The sequence below is a fragment of the Streptomyces sp. NPDC024555 genome, from assembly GCF_055559335.1.
This window is the reverse complement of record NZ_JBVHKV010000009.1, coordinates 254,692-270,358: the sequence shown is the minus strand read 5'-3', so window position 1 is coordinate 270,358 and position 15,667 is coordinate 254,692. Positions and strand designations below refer to the sequence as shown.

General features: G+C 72.8%; 13 protein-coding genes and 1 riboswitch. Of the genes, 8 read left to right on the top strand and 5 right to left on the bottom strand.

Translation table 11 applies throughout. The features are described 5' to 3' along the window. Positions 1 to 34: 34 nt before the first annotated feature. On the bottom strand, positions 35 to 340 hold the full coding sequence (locus ACZ4FH_RS18050) for a chorismate mutase (protein ID WP_467305716.1): 306 nt from the start codon (positions 338 to 340) through the stop codon (positions 35 to 37). 361 nt (positions 341 to 701) lie between these two features. On the opposite strand from ACZ4FH_RS18050, the gene guaA reads away from it, so the two are divergent. From guaA to ACZ4FH_RS18030, 4 genes are all read left to right on the top strand, one after another. Continuing rightward, a complete protein-coding gene (guaA, locus tag ACZ4FH_RS18045) occupies positions 702 to 2,288 on the top strand; it encodes a glutamine-hydrolyzing GMP synthase (protein WP_467305714.1) in 1,587 nt (528 codons plus the stop codon). 178 nt (positions 2,289 to 2,466) lie between these two features. After that, complete coding sequence (locus tag ACZ4FH_RS18040) at positions 2,467 to 3,237, top strand: class II aldolase/adducin family protein (RefSeq protein ID WP_467305713.1); 771 nt, start codon at positions 2,467 to 2,469, stop codon at positions 3,235 to 3,237. 127 nt (positions 3,238 to 3,364) lie between these two features. Beyond that, the gene (locus tag ACZ4FH_RS18035) at positions 3,365 to 4,630 is read left to right on the top strand and encodes a hypothetical protein (RefSeq protein WP_467305711.1); all 1,266 of its coding nucleotides are present in this window, start codon (positions 3,365 to 3,367) and stop codon (positions 4,628 to 4,630) included. A gap of 150 nt (positions 4,631 to 4,780) precedes the next feature. Beyond that, positions 4,781 to 5,290, top strand: a complete 510-nt coding sequence (locus tag ACZ4FH_RS18030) for a DoxX family protein (RefSeq protein ID WP_383639820.1) — start codon at positions 4,781 to 4,783, stop codon at positions 5,288 to 5,290. Positions 5,291 to 5,446: 156 nt separating this feature from the next. On the opposite strand, the gene ACZ4FH_RS18025 is transcribed toward ACZ4FH_RS18030, so the two are convergent. Further along, positions 5,447 to 6,754, bottom strand: a complete 1,308-nt coding sequence (locus ACZ4FH_RS18025) for a PspC domain-containing protein (protein WP_467305709.1) — start codon at positions 6,752 to 6,754, stop codon at positions 5,447 to 5,449. 187 nt (positions 6,755 to 6,941) lie between these two features. On the opposite strand from ACZ4FH_RS18025, the gene ACZ4FH_RS18020 reads away from it, so the two are divergent. Together ACZ4FH_RS18020 and ACZ4FH_RS18015 are read left to right on the top strand one after the other, a co-directional pair. Then, entirely contained in the window at positions 6,942 to 8,240 is a 1,299-nt protein-coding gene (locus ACZ4FH_RS18020) for a PspC domain-containing protein (protein WP_383639814.1), read from the top strand. After that, on the top strand, positions 8,224 to 8,928 hold the full coding sequence (locus ACZ4FH_RS18015) for a LuxR C-terminal-related transcriptional regulator (protein WP_467305708.1): 705 nt from the start codon (positions 8,224 to 8,226) through the stop codon (positions 8,926 to 8,928). The genes ACZ4FH_RS18020 and ACZ4FH_RS18015 overlap by 17 nt, the downstream gene beginning before the upstream one ends. 9 nt (positions 8,929 to 8,937) lie before the next feature. Here ACZ4FH_RS18015 and ACZ4FH_RS18010 read toward each other — a convergent pair whose 3' ends face one another. Together ACZ4FH_RS18010 and ACZ4FH_RS18005 are read right to left on the bottom strand one after the other, a co-directional pair. Next, positions 8,938 to 9,714 (bottom strand): GNAT family N-acetyltransferase, encoded by a 777-nt coding sequence (locus ACZ4FH_RS18010; RefSeq protein WP_467305707.1) that lies wholly within the window; start codon positions 9,712 to 9,714, stop codon positions 8,938 to 8,940. 59 nt (positions 9,715 to 9,773) lie between these two features. Then, complete coding sequence (locus tag ACZ4FH_RS18005; protein ID WP_467305705.1) at positions 9,774 to 10,820, bottom strand: C40 family peptidase; 1,047 nt, start codon at positions 10,818 to 10,820, stop codon at positions 9,774 to 9,776. Between the two features lie 354 nt (positions 10,821 to 11,174). On the opposite strand from ACZ4FH_RS18005, the gene ACZ4FH_RS18000 reads away from it, so the two are divergent. Next, on the top strand, positions 11,175 to 11,528 hold the full coding sequence (locus ACZ4FH_RS18000; protein WP_383639802.1) for a hypothetical protein: 354 nt from the start codon (positions 11,175 to 11,177) through the stop codon (positions 11,526 to 11,528). Between the two features lie 68 nt (positions 11,529 to 11,596). Here ACZ4FH_RS18000 and ACZ4FH_RS17995 read toward each other — a convergent pair whose 3' ends face one another. Continuing rightward, the gene (locus ACZ4FH_RS17995) at positions 11,597 to 12,763 is read right to left on the bottom strand and encodes a C40 family peptidase (RefSeq protein WP_467305702.1); all 1,167 of its coding nucleotides are present in this window, start codon (positions 12,761 to 12,763) and stop codon (positions 11,597 to 11,599) included. A 7-nt stretch (positions 12,764 to 12,770) separates the two neighbouring features. Beyond that, a riboswitch (cyclic di-AMP (ydaO/yuaA leader) is annotated at positions 12,771 to 12,937 on the bottom strand. Positions 12,938 to 13,195: 258 nt separating this feature from the next. Between ACZ4FH_RS17995 and pcrA the strand changes: the two genes are divergently transcribed. After that, positions 13,196 to 15,634 carry a DNA helicase PcrA gene (gene pcrA, locus ACZ4FH_RS17990; RefSeq protein WP_467305701.1) on the top strand — a complete coding sequence of 813 codons (2,439 nt, stop codon included), beginning with the start codon at positions 13,196 to 13,198 and terminating at the stop codon, positions 15,632 to 15,634. Positions 15,635 to 15,667: the final 33 nt, after the last annotated feature.

The window sequence follows — 15,667 nt, the reverse complement described above, 5'->3', positions numbered from 1 at the left end:
GTCCCGGACGCCCGAACAGCGGGCCGGCACGCGCTCAGACGCGGCCCCGGCACAGCTCCAGCAGGGTCATCGCCAGCGGGGTGCCGGGCTTGCCCAGCGCCTCGCGGTAGTGGCCGAGGACCTCCATCTCGCGGGAGAGGTTGACCCGGCGGCCGCCGGAGGTGATCCGGGCCTCCTGGATGACCGTGGAGACGGCCATCCGTTCCTGGATGAGACCGATGATCCGGTCGTCCAGTGAGTCGATGCGCTCGCGCGCGTCGCCGATCAGGACCGCGGCCTCGTCGGTGTGCGCGCCGGTCCGCTCGGCGGCGGTCACGGGGGCGGTGGTGGTGCTGCTCATGGCGGGTCTCCCGGTGGGTGCGGCCCCCGGCCCGACGGCCCCGGAACGCCAGAACGCCCCGGGCCTGTCGGCCCGGGGCGCCTGGAACGTTGCTTGTCAGTTGCTCAAGCAGCACGACCATGGCAGCCGGCGGGCCGGATGCCATAGGTAAAGACGAAGGTCGTGTGCTGACGCATGGGGACAGTATGGACCCGGGCCCGCCCCGGACCGGAACCGGGCCCGGATGGTGAGACGGGGGCGGCACCCGGGGCCACCGCTCCCCGGGGCCCGCCCCGGCGGCTCCCCGGGCGACGAGGGACGCCCGCGGCCGCCGGTAGAATCGGAAGAACCGACCCCCTCTCCACCGCCGGAAGGCCGCCCCGTGCCAGCAGCACCCCCCGCCTCCCCCGACACCGCCACCGACGTGGTCCTCGTTGTCGACTTCGGCGCCCAGTACGCCCAGCTCATCGCCCGACGGGTCCGCGAGGCCCGGGTCTACAGCGAGATCGTGCCGTCCACGATGCCGGTGGCCGAGATGCTGGCCAAGAACCCCCGGGCGATCATCCTCTCCGGCGGGCCCTCGTCCGTGTACGCGGAGGGCGCGCCCTCGCTCGACCGCGCGCTGTTCGAGGCCGGGGTCCCGGTCTTCGGCATGTGCTACGGATTCCAGCTGATGGCCACCACGCTCGGCGGCACCGTCGACGACAACGGGGCCCGCGAGTACGGCCGCACCCCGCTGACCGTCTCCAAGAGCGGTTCCACCCTCTTCGAGGGCACCCCGGCCGAGCAGTCGGTGTGGATGTCGCACGGCGACGCCTGCTCCGCCGCCCCCGAGGGCTTCACCGTCACCGCGTCCACGGACGTCGTCCCGGTCGCCGCCTTCGAGAACGACGAGAAGAAGCTCTACGGCGTCCAGTACCACCCCGAGGTGCTGCACTCCACGCACGGCCAGCAGGTCCTGGAGCACTTCCTCTACCGGGGCGCCGGCATCGAGCCGAACTGGACGACGACCAACGTCGTCGAGGAGCAGGTCGCCGCGATCCGCGCCCAGGTCGGCGACAAGCGCGCCATCTGCGGTCTCTCCGGCGGTGTCGACTCCGCCGTTGCCGCGGCCCTCGTCCAGAAGGCCATCGGCTCCCAGCTCACCTGCGTCTACGTCGACCACGGTCTGATGCGCAAGGGCGAGACCGAGCAGGTCGAGAAGGACTTCGTCGCCGCCACCGGCGCCAACCTGAAGGTCGTCGACGCCAGCGAGCGCTTCCTGGACGCGCTGGCCGGGGTCTCCGACCCGGAGACCAAGCGCAAGATCATCGGCCGGGAGTTCATCCGCGTCTTCGAGCAGGCGCAGCTGGAGATCCTCCAGGAGGACGGTCCCGAGGTCGCCTTCCTCGTCCAGGGCACCCTCTACCCGGACATCGTCGAGTCCGGCGGCGGCACGGGCACGGCCAACATCAAGTCCCACCACAACGTGGGCGGCCTCCCCGACGACATCGAGTTCGAGCTCGTCGAGCCGCTGCGCCAGCTGTTCAAGGACGAGGTCCGGATGGTCGGCCAGGAGCTGGGCCTGCCCGAGGAGATCGTCCAGCGCCAGCCGTTCCCCGGCCCCGGCCTCGGCATCCGCATCGTCGGCGAGGTCACCAGGGACCGCCTCGACCTGCTCCGCGAGGCCGACGCGATCGCCCGCGAGGAGCTGACCGCCGCCGGTCTGGACCGCGACATCTGGCAGTGCCCGGTCGTCCTGCTCGCGGACGTCCGCAGCGTCGGCGTCCAGGGCGACGGCCGCACCTACGGCCACCCGATCGTGCTGCGCCCGGTCTCGTCCGAGGACGCCATGACGGCCGACTGGTCGCGTCTGCCGTACGAGACGCTGGCCCGGATCTCCACCCGCATCACCAACGAGGTCGCCGATGTGAACCGCGTGGTGCTCGACGTCACGAGCAAGCCGCCGGGGACCATCGAGTGGGAGTAGCCCCTCCCGGGGCCCCGCCGGTGCCGCCGTCCGTACCCACGGGCGGCGGCACCGCCGCGTCCGGGCCCCCTCCGCTCCGTAATCCCTCGTGGATACCTCTGGCGACCTGCGGCGACCGGCGGTAACTTCCGGTCCCGTACGTCTGATCCCGTACGCCGGGGAGCCCCGAGGAGCCGTCATGCCCGAGCCCGTACCCGTACCCCTGGACCAGCTCAGCTTCGCGATGCCGCCCGTGCACGCCGGCCCGGACGAGGAACGGGCGCACCGCAAGGAGCGCCTGGCCGGGGCGCTGCGCCTGTTCGGGGAGTTCGGATACGAGGACGGGGTGTCCGGGCACATCACGGCGCGGGACCCGGAGTTCGCCGACTGCTACTGGGTCAACCCCTTCGGGGTCCCCTTCGACGGGCTGCGGCCCGAGGAGCTGATCCTGGTGAACGGCGACGGCCAGGTCGTCGAGGGCCGCCACCACGTCAACCAGGCCGCCTTCGCCGTCCACGCCCAGGTCCACCGGGCCCGGCCCGACGTCGTCGCCGTCGCGCACACCCACTCGGTGCACGGCCGGGCGCTGGCCGCGCTCGGTGAGCTGATCGAGCCGATCACCCAGGAGTCGTGCGCCTTCTACGAGGACCACGCCCTCTACGACGCGTACACCGGGGTCGTGGTGGACGAGGAGGAGGGCCGCCGGATCGCCGCGGCGCTGGGGCCCCGCAAGGCGATCGTGCTGCGCAACCACGGGCTGCTGACCGTGGGCGACTCGGTGGACGCGGCGGCCTGGTGGTTCCTCACGATGGAGCGGTCCTGCCAGGTCCAGCTGGCCGCGCGGGCCGCCGGGAAACCCGTGCTGATCGAGCACCGGCACGCGGTCACCACCCGGGAGCAGCTGGGCAGCGATCTGGTGGCGTGGATCAACTACCAGCCCCTGTGGCGCCGTATCTCCCGAACATTCTGACGAACCCGCCCCTCCGGTGTGCCCCGATGCGGGAGCCGCCCCCGCCGTACGGCACAATTCGCAGCAATCACAGCCGAGTTGGGGTGGGCCTGCGGCTGGTACCGGGTGGGAAAGGGCGGCGTTCTCCGTGGCGTTGGACGAGGCGGGGCAGAGCACGCACGGCGGGGGTTGCACGTGCGGCGACTGTCCGCACGGAGCACGTCAGGGGCACCGGCGCGCGGTCGCCGCGTTCCTGGCCCGGCGCGACCAGCTCGCCGCGGGCCAGGGGCTTCCGGCCGGGGTCGCCCAGTCCGCCTCGGCGACCCGGCAGTGGGTCTCGGACGAACTGACCCAGTCCGCGCGGGCCGTCGCGGACCGGGGCCGCGAGGCCGGCGACGCCTGGCTGTACCGGGTCTGGCAGCGGACCCTGGTCACCGTCTGGGGCGTCGTGGCCGTCCTGGCCGTCGCGGAGGCGGCCACCGCCATCGGCGCCGGCTGGACCCACGCCAGGACCGCCGGGCTGATCGCCGCACTCGTCACCGCCGCGCTCCTGACCGCCGCCGCCCATGTGCACCGGGCCCGCGGCGGCCTCCTCGCCCCGCTGATCGGCGAGGACAACCGGCTCTCCACCTCCCGCACGGTCGCCGCCTGCTGGGTGCTCCTGGCGGTCTTCGCCGTCCTCGTCCTCGCCCTCCAGCTGGCCGCCGCCTCCGGCCCCGCGCGGCGCGATGCGCTGATCGAGGGACTGGACCTGGCGCGCGGCGCCGGAGTGGTGAGCGTGCTCGCCCTGGTCTGCGCCGTCGCCGTCGTCGTCCGCCGCGTCGTCGCCGTACGGGTGCTGTCGGGCCGGCTGCAGAAGATCCGGGCCGACCGGCCGCGCGCCGCCGATCTGCTCACCGACGACGCGGGGCGCGGCAGCTTCACCGATGTGACCTATGTGCTGGTGTCCGCCGCCGCCGTGGTCTTCGCCGCGGTCCGGCTGGCCCGGCGGCCCGAGCAGCTGCCCGATCTGCCGTGGGGGCTCGCCCTGCTGGTCGCCGTGTCGGCGGCGGCCTACTTCGCCGGGAAGTACACCGAGGGCGGCCGGCCGGTCGTGCTGTCCGTCGTCCGGTCCCGGGAGGCCGGCGATCTGGACGCCCCGGTCCGCACCGGCGACGACATCGAGATCCGGGGCGCCGGCTTCGTGCCGCCCGGCGCCGGGACGCCCGACCGGCTGGCCCGGCTGGTCGTCCGCATCGGCACCGTCCACGTCCACGTCCCGCTCGTCCCGGTCCCCGGCGGCTTCGCCAACCCGACGGACACCGTGCTCACCGTGCCCGTGCCGGTGGAGGTGGAGCCCGGCACCGTCGAGGTGCAGGTGGTCACCGCGTCCGGTGCCGAGTCCAACCGCGTCGCGATCGACGTCACCGACTGAACCCGGACCGCCCCGCCGCACACCTGGTGCGACGCGCGCCCGAGGCGTACATAAGGTCGAGTGACGGATCGAACGGTCCGGCGAGGGTCGAATGGCCCCGTGGCAGGGCCGCGCGGTCTTGCGGGCGGGCCGAGGAGAGGCGGGAGAACCATGCACGGGTACGGCACGAACGGGCGCGTTCCGGGCGAGGGCAAGGGGCTCGGTGAGCTGGCGCGGGAGAACGCCGTGCTGCCCCTGCGGATCTTCCTCGGCGTCACCTTCCTCTACGCGGCGATCGACAAGCTCACCGACAGCGCCTTCTTCCACGCCACCGGCGACGGCTCGATCGGCGCGCAGATGTCGGCCGTACGGGACTCCGCCGCGATCCCGGGCCTCGTCGACCTGGCGCTCAAGGCCCCGGCCGGCTTCGGCTACGCCATCGCCTTCGGCGAGCTGGCCGTCGGCATCGGGGCCCTGCTCGGGCTGTGGACCCGGATCGCGGCCCTCGGCGGGGCGCTGATCTCGCTCAGCCTGTGGCTGACGGTCAGCTGGCAGGTCTCGCCCTACTACCTGGGCAACGACCTGATCTACCTCATGGCCTGGCTGCCGCTGCTGCTCGGCGGGGCGCCCACGCTCTCCGCCGACGCCTTCCTCGCCAGCCGGCGGCGACGGATCCGGTAACCGGTCCACGTCACCAGCACGGCCACCCACAGACCGCCGCAGAACAGCCCCACGAAGAACTGCGGCGGCGCGTTCCACAGCCCGGCCGCGTCGGCCCCGTACCCCGCGGCCAGGGTCAGCATGACCAGTCCCGCCACGGCCCGTCCGGGCCGGATCTCATGACGCGGCACGCCTGACCTCCACCTGTCCGTAGCCGACTTCCAGATCCAGTTCGACGGTGCCGCCCGGCCGGCTCCCCGCCGCGGGCGGCAGCGTCCGGCGCTCGTCCAGCGAGGCCGTGACGTCGACGTCCGCCTTGGTCTTCCCGTCCATCACGACGAGGACGCCGGCGTCGCTACGGGCCCGTACCGTCACGGTGGTGTCCTGCGGGACGTGCACCAGCACCCGGCCGGCCCTGGCCTCCACCCGGGTCCGTACGGTGTCGCCCTTCGGCACGACCAGCCGGGCCAGGTCCAGCTCGGCCTGGCCGGTGCCGACCGCGTACCGGGGAAGCACCTGCGCCGCCGTCGCCGGACGCCACTCCTCGGTCACCCAGTGGGTGGTGATGTCCTTGGGCAGGGTGGACGCGCCCGCCAGCAGCCCCGCCGTGACCATGGCCAGCAGCAGCGTGCCGAAGCCGGTCCGCCCCACGAAGGCGGTGACCACCATCGCCAGCCCGAACACCGCCAGCGCCGAGGCCAGACCGATCTCCAGGCTCGTCCCCAGCGGCTGGGACGCCCAGCTGAGCCAGATGCCGAGGCCGCCCGCCACGACCGCCGTCAGGAACACCGGGAAACCGGCGGACCACGGCCGGCTGATCTCCCGCGACCTCGGCGGCGGGCGGAACGGCGCGTACGTCGTCGAGCCGGAGGCCCCGCCGTCGCCGGTCGCGTCCGCCGGCCCCCACAGATAGCCGGCCGCCACCGGCCCCGTCGTCCCGTCCTTGACGATCGGGTCCCGCCACCAGGACGGGGCGGACGGCGTCGGCGGGGCCTTCACCTCCGGCGGCGCGTCCGCCGCCGCCCGCTCGGCGGCCGGCCCCGACCCCTCCTGCGCCTCGGCCGTACGGCGCTGCCGCGACCAGACCGTGAAACCGACCACCGCGACCGTGAGCATCGCGGAGAACGCCAGCGTCCCGCTGTTGCCGAGCATCGACAGGAACAGCCCGCAGCCGATCAGCGCGCACAGCACCGCGATCAGCGAGGCCCCCTCCACGCGGCCCGACAGCAGCCGGCGCGCCTCGTTCTCCTCCTCGCCCTCCAGCGGGATCAGCAGCCAGGCGAAACCGTAGAAGACCAGGCCGAGCCCACCGGTCACGGAGAGCACACCGAGCACGATCCGGAAGATCACCGGATCGACGTTGCAGTAACGGCCCAGCCCGCCGCACACCCCGGCCACCACCTTCTGCCGCGCGCTGCGATACAGGCGCGGCGGAGGAGCGGAGGGCGGCACGACGCCGGACGGCGCAGCCTGAGGAGTGGTCATGGCTCCATCCTGACGGCCGCCGCCGCCGTCCGGCACCCGCCCCGACCCTGGCCGGTCCCTGATATTGCCCCGGCGGGTCTCAGGGGCGGCCCGGGACCCCGATCGCGGTGCCGGGGGGTTGTCCTCAGGGTCGAACTGGGGGCAGACCCTGATGCCACCACCCGTACGGACGTGTGACGATCGGGGCATGCCAGCCGCCACGTCCCGAGCCGCAAGCTCCCACGCGCCCGATCAGGAGGAGCCACCGCCGCGCAAGCTCTACCGCAGCGCCGACGGACGGCTCCTCGGCGGGGTCGCGCGCGGACTCGCCGGACACCTCGGGCTGCCGGTCGCCTGGGTGCGCTTCGTCTTCGTGGGACTGTTCTTCGCGGACGGGCTGGGCGCCCTGCTGTACGCGGTGTTCTGGATCGTGGTGCCCCTCGGCGTCGGCGGGGTGGAGGGACCCCGGTCCGTCTTCGAGACCGCCCCCGACGGCACCCGCCGGCTCCGCAAGCCCGACAAGGGCCAGGTCTTCGCCCTCATCGCGCTCTTCATCGGCGCCCTCATCTTCGTCGGCAACGTCGACATGGGCAGCAAGGCCGACCGCTACATCTGGCCGACCCTGCTGATCGGCGCGGGCTCCGTCCTGGTCTGGCGGCAGGCCGACAACGCCCGCCGGGCCCGCTGGATGGAGGTCGGCAGCCGCCGCAGCGTCCTGCACCTGGCGCGCGGACTGGCCGGCGTGGCCCTGGTCGGCCTCGGCCTGACCGGCTTCATCGTCGTCCGAGGCTCCGCCGCCCAGCTCGGCAACGTCATGACGGCCGCCATCGCGGTCCTCGCCGGAATCGCCCTGCTGGCCGGCCCCTATCTGGTCCGCATGACCCAGGACCTCTCCGAGGAACGCCTGATGCGCATCAGGGCCCAGGAGCGCGCCGAGGTCGCCGCCCACGTCCACGACTCCGTGCTGCACACCCTCACCCTGATCCAGCGCAACGCCGACGACGCCGGAGAGGTCCGCCGGCTGGCCCGCTCCCAGGAACGCGAACTGCGCAACTGGCTCTACAACCCCGAGGGCACCGGCAAGGACGAGGACGACGAACCCGAGACCCTGGCCGAGGCCGTCAAACGCGCCGCCGCCGAGGTCGAGGACAAGCACGGCGTCCCCCTGGAGGTCGTCGTCGTCGGCGACTGCCCCCTCGACGAGAAGCTGGCCGCACAGATGCAGGCCGCGCGCGAGGCGATGGTGAACGCCGCCAAGTACGGTGGCGAGGGCGGGGCCGTCCAGGTCTACGCGGAGGTCGAGGGCCGCACGGTCTTCGTCTCGGTCCGCGACCGGGGCCCCGGATTCGACCTGGACTCCGTACCGGGGGACAGAATGGGTGTACGAGAGTCGATCATCGGCCGGATGCAGCGCAACGGCGGCACCGCACGGCTGCGTTCGGTGCCCGGCGGGGGCACGGAAGTCGAGCTGGAGATGGAGAGGACGAGCGATGAACGGGACCACTGAGGCGACCGCGGGCACCGAGGGCCCGGAGCGCCGGGTACGAGTCGTGCTCGTCGACGACCACCGGATGTTCCGCACCGGGGTCCAGGCCGAGATCGGCCGCACCGAGGAGACCGGCGTCGAGGTCGTCGGGGAGGCCGCCGACGTCGACCAGGCCGTCACCGTCATCACGGCGACCCGCCCCGAGGTCGTCCTCCTCGACGTCCACCTCCCCGGCGGCGGCGGCGTCGAGGTGCTGCGCCGCTGCGCCCCGTTCATGGGCGCGGTGGAGAACCCGGTGCGCTTCCTGGCGCTGTCCGTCTCGGACGCCGCCGAGGACGTCATCGGCGTCATCCGGGGCGGCGCCCGCGGCTACGTCACCAAGACCATCACCGGCACCGACCTGATCGACTCGGTCTTCCGGGTCCAGGACGGCGACGCGGTGTTCTCGCCCCGGCTGGCCGGCTTCGTCCTGGACGCCTTCGCCTCCACGGACGCGCCCCCGGTCGACGAGGACCTCGACCGGCTGACCCAGCGCGAGCGCGAGGTCCTGAGGCTGATCGCCCGGGGCTACGCGTACAAGGAGATCGCCAAGCAGCTGTTCATCTCCGTGAAGACGGTCGAGTCCCATGTCTCCGCCGTGCTGCGCAAGCTCCAGCTCTCCAACCGCCACGAGCTGACCCGCTGGGCGACGGCCCGCCGGCTGGTCTGAACCCGGCCCTCACACCGCGTCCGGGGCCGCCGGATCGAGCGAGATGTTCAGCTTCTCGCCGATCCGGCGGTAGCCGATGGACGCGTAGATCCGTTCCACCTCGGCGTCGCCCGGCTCCAGCCACACCACCCGGCAGCCCCGCTCGAACGCGGTCCGGGTCAGATGCGCGGAGAGCGCGGCCCCGATGCCCCGGCGGCGGAACCCCGCGCCGACCGCCAGGCCCGCCAGCTCGCTGAGCCCGTCGACCGGGACCGAGCAGCCGCCGGCACCTGCCGGGACGCCGTCGACGGTGGCCAGCGCGGCGACCCCGCCCCCGGCCACCGCGTCGCGCAGCCATGCGGCGGTGCCGGCCTCGGGCTCGCCCTCGCCGCCGTAGCCCAGGTGCTGGACGAGCGCGGCGGCGGCGAACTCGGCTCCGGTGGCCGGTTCCGCCACGGCCAGGTCCGCGACCGGCTTCGGGTCCACCAGCTCACCGGGGGCGCAGGCGAGGATCGGGGCGCGGTTCTCCACGGTGAACCCGGCGGCGCGCAGCGCCGGTTCGACGGCGGGCGCCGAACCGGGCAGGAACTCCAGCCGGGGCATCCGGTCCCGCTCGCGGAAGGCCGCGACGAGCGCGTCGAGTTCGCCGGGCGCCGGCTCGGCATCCTGGTCGGGGATCGCGTAGTTGGCGTACTTCAGCGACCAGTCCGGGTTGTAGCGGATCACGAACGGCCCGACCCGGACATGGTCCGGGGAGCGCAGTGCGAGGGTGCGGGCGTGGTGCTGGACGTCGGCGTCCATCGGCATGTGCGGGTGTCCTTCGGGCCGTTGGGTGTGGGCCGGCGGATCGGGCCGGGCCCGGGAGCCTACGCCACCCGGGTGGCCCCCGCGAAGGGCATCTGGTCGATGGGCGCGATGCGGACCGGGGCGCCGGGCCGCGGGGCGTGGATCATCCGGCCGTTGCCGATGTACAGCCCGACGTGGCTGATGCCCGAGTAGAAGAACACCAGGTCCCCCGGGGCGAGTTCGGAGCGCGACACCCGCCGGCCGGCGTTGATCTGGGTGTACGTGGTGCGGGGCAGCGAGACACCGGCGGCGCGCCAGGCGGCCTGGGTGAGCCCGGAGCAGTCGAACGAGGACGGGCCGGTGGCGCCCCAGACGTACGGCTTGCCCAGGGCGGTGTAGGCGAAGGCGACGGCCTGCGCGGCGCGGCTGCCCGGTGCGGCGGTCAGTCCGCGCGGGGCGCCCCGGCCGGCGTGGACGTCGCCCCGGCCGCCCTCCGAGGCGTCGAAGGCGGCGCGCTCGGCCGGGGTCAGCCGGGCCAGGAGGCGCCGGGCCTCGGCGAGCTTGGCGCGGACGGTGTCCTTGTGCTCCTTCAGGGCGGCCCGGCGGGCGGCCAGCTCGCGCAGCTGCCCGGCGGCCTCGGCGCGGACCTGGGCGACGTCGGCGACCTGGCGCCGCACGGTGCGCAGCTCGGTGGCGCGGCGTTCGCCCGCCCGCTCGACGTACGCGGCGCGGCGGAGGTACTGGTCCGGGTCGGAGGAGAGGGCCAGCTGCAGGGCGGGGTCGATGCCGGAGGAACGGTACTGCGCGGCGGCGTAGGCGCCGAGGGCCTGCCGCGCGGTGTTGAGCCGCTCGGTCCGGCGGGCGGCCTCGTCGCGCAGGGCGTCCACGGAGCGGGCGGTGGCGGCGGCCTTCTCCTTGGCGCCGTTGTACTGCTCGGTGGCGGCCTCCGCCTCCCGGTAGAGCCGGTCGACCCGGGCCTTGACCTGGGCGGCGGTGGGGGCGGGATCGGCGTGCGCCGGTCCCGGCAACGCGGCGGCCGTCGCGGCCCCGGCGAGGGCCAGCGTCGCGGCGGTGCGGGCAGCAGTGCCGGTGTACGGGCGCTGCTTGGTCTTGCGGTGCGCTGCCACGAGGGCGGGCGTCCTTCCTTGCGACTGCCCGCCGGGGCCTACCGGCGGGCCCGCCGCTCCCGCGGGGGACCGCGCACAGGGGGTGCGGCCCGCCGCGGGACCCGGCGGGGCGACCGCCGGCGCACCGCCCCGCACGGGGGCCGGTGGTGGGGGGTCACCTGGACGGGACGCTAAACCCGAGGCACGGGCAGGAGTTGTAATGACCGCTATTGTCTGAATTTGGCGTTGCGTTGTCCTTTGGTGACCGGAAAAACCGCACCAGAGTCAGGCAATTCGCGCAGCCTCCGGTCAAACGGTCAGGAAGGCCCACCTGGCTGCCGGGTGCTGGTATGGGCGCGGCTAGGCTGCGGAGCCATGCGCGTACTCATCGATGTCTTCGTCGCCCTGCACATCATCGGCATCGCCTCCCTGCTGGGCGGATTCCTCACCCAGATGAAGGCCATGGGGGCCGGCACGGCGCGGTTCGTCCCGGCGATGCTGCACGGTGCGCTGACCATGCTCGTCACCGGGATCGCCCTCGTCGGGCTCGACCAGGCCGACGACCATCCGGTGAACAACGTGAAGATCGGCATCAAGCTGCTGATCCTGGTCGTCATCCTCGGGATCGTGTACGTCAAGCGCGACGAGGAGAAGGTCGACAAGGGCCTCTTCGCCGCCGTCGGCGGACTGACCGTCGTCAACATCTTCATCGCCACGCTCTGGACCTGAGGCGCGACGCGAGAGGGGCCGGCCCGTTCCCGGGCCGGCCCCTTTCCCGTTCTCGCCGGGATTCCCGGTCAGGCCGGGCGCACGCTTCCGTAGATCGGCATGTAGTAGATCGACTCCTCGCGCACGTTCGCCCCGGGCTTCGGCGCGTGGATCATCATGCCGTCGCCCTTGTAGATGCCGACGTGGCTGATGTCGTCGTAGAAGAAGACCAAGTCACCGGGGCGCAGATCCGCCGTGGCGACCCGGGTGCCGATGTTCACCTGGTCCCAGGTGGTCCGCGGGATGTCGACCCCGGCGGCCTTCCAGGCGGCCTGGGTCAGCCCCGAGCAGTCGTACGAGGCGGGGCCGGTCGCCCCCCACACGTACGGCTTGCCCATCTGGGCCTCGGCGAACGCCATGACCTTCTCGGCCTTCGTCGTGGCACTGCTGTCCGAGCCCGTGCCGGTACCGGTTCCGGTGCCGCTGCCCGTGTCCGTGCCGCCGCTCTGCTCGGCGGCCTCGGCGGCCTCCTCGGCCTTGCGGTCGGCCTCGGCCTTCGCGGCGGCCTGCTTCTTCGCCAGCTCCGCGGCCTTGCGCTTGGCCTCGGCCTCCTTCTTCCGCTCCAGCTCGGCCAGCCGCGCCTTCTCCTCGGCGGTCAGCTTCGACAGCAGCGTCCGGGCCTCGGTCAGCTTCGTCTGGACGGCCTGCTTGCTGGTCCGCAGCGTCGCCTGCGACTCGGTGAGCGTCTCCAGGCTCTTCACGGCCTCGGCCCGCTGCTTGGACGCCTTCGCCTGCTGCGTACGGAAGTCCGAGACCGCCTTGGTCTGGCGCTCGGTCATCCGGTCCATGAGGTGGTTCTGGTCGAAGAACGACTGCGGGTCGTCGGCCAGGAAGAACGTGGCGGTCGGCGCGAGGGCGCCGCCCCGGTACTGGGCGGCGGCATAGGTGCCGAGCGTCCTGCGGGCCTCGTTGAGCTTCTCGGTCCGCTTGGCGACGTCGTCCAGGAGCGTGTCCACCTTGGACTTCTGGGCGGCGGTCGACTCCTTCGCCTGGTTGTACTGCTGGGTCGCGGTCCCCGCCTGCCGGTAGAGGTCGTCGACCTTCTTCTGGACGTCCTCGATGCTCGGCTTGGGGGCCGGCGCGGCCAGCGCGCTCTGCGACGACAGCAGGGTCACGGACGCGAGAGCGGCGGTCGTGATCCCGACGGCGGGGCCGGTGGTGCGCACCCGGGTGCGCGGTTTGCGATGCGACGCCAAGGTCTGCATCTCCTTCCGTGGACCGCCTACCGGGTTAGCTGTCGGGTTCGGGCGGAACGGAAGGCTGCCCTACGGTCCAGGTGGGGGTTGCGGACCGATTCACCCCGGTGCTTCGTATGGGTCCCCGGTTCCGGGCGCCTCGTGCGCGCAGCCCGGATTCGGCGTGGCCGCCCGCTCGGCGTGGATCGCCTCTGGGGGTACGGGCCGCCCGACGGAGCACGCTAGCCAACTCATGGTGTCCCTGTGAAGGTTGGTGTTCGATATGCCCGATACGTTTTTGTGACCTTGCCGGATCGGGGTGCCGGGGACGGCTCCGACCGGCGTTTCCCTTACGAGGCGCGGTCCCGCGATCGCCCTGAGTGTCCGGTGAGACGTGCGCCGTTCATCACTCCGGTCCCGCCTGTCAGTGCGCCCGCCTAGACTCGTACAGCGATGAGCAGCCTCTTTGACGACAGCTTCCTGGCCGGCCTCCAGCAACCGGAGGAAGGGCCCCCGCCGCCCCCCGAGGACTCCGCGCCCGAAGAGGTGCCGGAGGACCTTTTCGCGGGCGTGTACGACGGGCCCCCGCCGCCCCGCGAGGCGTTCTACCGGGACGGCGCCCACCGCCCCGTCATCGACGCCGCCGCACTGCTCGACGGGCTGAACACCGAGCAGCGCGCCGCCGTGGTGCACTCCGGGTCCCCGCTGCTCATCGTCGCCGGGGCCGGCTCCGGCAAGACCCGGGTGCTGACCCACCGCATCGCCCACCTGCTGGCCGAGCGCGGGGTGCACCCGGGCCAGATCCTCGCGATCACCTTCACCAACAAGGCCGCGGGCGAGATGAAGGAGCGCGTCGAACAGCTCGTCGGGCCCCGGGCCAACGCCATGTGGGTCATGACCTTCCACAGCGCCTGCGTCCGCATCCTGCGCCGCGAGTCGAAGAAGCTCGGCTTCACGTCCTCGTTCTCGATCTACGACGCCGCCGACTCCAAGCGCCTGATGGCCCTGGTCTGCCGCGATCTCGACCTCGACCCCAAGCGCTTCCCGCCGAAGTCGTTCACGGCGAAGGTCTCGAACCTGAAGAACGAGCTGATCGACGAGGAGACCTTCGCCGGCCAGGCCGCCGACGGCTTCGAGAAGACCCTCGCCCAGGCCTACACGCTGTACCAGGCCCGGCTGCGCGAGGCCAACGCGCTGGACTTCGACGACATCATCATGACGACGGTCCACCTGCTCCAGGCGTTCCCCGACGTCGCCGAGCACTACCGCCGCCGCTTCCGCCACATCCTCGTCGACGAGTACCAGGACACCAACCACGCGCAGTACACCCTCGTACGGGAGCTGGTCGGCCCCACGGGCCCCGACGACGCCCCCGGCGAGCTGTGCGTCGTGGGTGACGCGGACCAGTCGATCTACGCCTTCCGCGGCGCCACCATCCGCAACATCCTCCAGTTCGAGGAGGACTACCCGGACGCGACCACCATCCTGCTGGAGCAGAACTACCGCTCCACGCAGACGATCCTCTCCGCGGCCAACGCGGTCATCGAGCGCAACGAGAGCCGCCGCCCCAAGAACCTCTGGACCAAGGCCGGCTCCGGCGCCCGGATCACCGGCTACGTCGCGGACACCGAGCACGACGAGGCCCAGTTCGTCGCCGACGAGATCGACCGGCTGACCGACACGGACGAGGCGAAGGCCGGCGACGTCGCCGTCTTCTACCGGACCAACGCGCAGTCCCGTGTCTTCGAGGAGATCTTCATCCGCGTCGGCCTGCCCTACAAGGTCGTCGGCGGTGTGCGCTTCTACGAGCGCAAGGAGGTCCGGGACGTCCTGGCCTACCTCCGGGTCCTCGCCAACCCCGAGGACACCGTCCCGCTGCGGCGCATCCTCAACGTCCCCAAGCGCGGCATCGGCGACCGCGCCGAGGCCATGATCGACGCCCTCTCCCTGCGCGAGAAGATCTCCTTCCCGCAGGCGCTGCGCCGGGTCGACGAGGCGTACGGCATGGCCGCGCGCTCGGCCAACGCCGTCAAGCGGTTCAACACGCTGATGGAGGAGCTGCGCACGATCGTCGAGTCGGGCGCCGGACCCGCCGTCGTGCTGGAGGCCGTGCTGGAGCGTACGGGCTATCTCGCCGAACTCCAGGCCTCCACCGACCCCCAGGACGAGACCCGCATCGAGAACCTCCAGGAACTCGCCGCCGTCGCCCTCGAATTCGAGCAGGAGCGCGGCGAGGAGGAGGGCGCGGGCACCCTGGCGGAGTTCCTGGAGAAGGTCGCGCTCGTCGCCGACTCCGACCAGATCCCGGACGAGGACACCGACGGCTCCGGCGTCATCACCCTGATGACCCTGCACACCGCCAAGGGCCTCGAATTCCCGGTGGTCTTCCTCACCGGCATGGAGGACGGCGTCTTCCCGCACATGCGGGCCCTCGGCCAGACCAAGGAGCTGGAGGAGGAGCGCCGTCTCGCGTACGTCGGCATCACCCGCGCCCGCGAACGCCTCTACCTCACCCGCGCCGCCATGCGCAGCGCCTGGGGCCAGCCCTCGTACAACCCGCCGTCGCGGTTCCTGGAGGAGATCCCCGACCAGCACCTGGAGTGGAAGCGCAAGGGCCCGATGGCGGCCCCGGCGGGTCCGACCTCGGGCATCACCTCGTCGCTCTCCGCCTCCCGCGCGCGCTCCGGCCCCTCCGGCTTCGCGACCCGGCGGGCCTCGGAGAAGCCGACGGTCTCGCTGGCGGTCGGGGACCGGGTCACCCACGACCAGTTCGGTCTGGGCACGGTGACGGCGGTCGAGGGCGTCGGCGACCAGGCCAAGGCCACGGTGGACTTCGGCGACGAACGCCCGAAGAAGCTGCTGCTGAGGTACGCGCCGGTCGAGAAGCTGTAGCCCGGCCCCCTGGGGGGGGCGACCGGCTCCCCC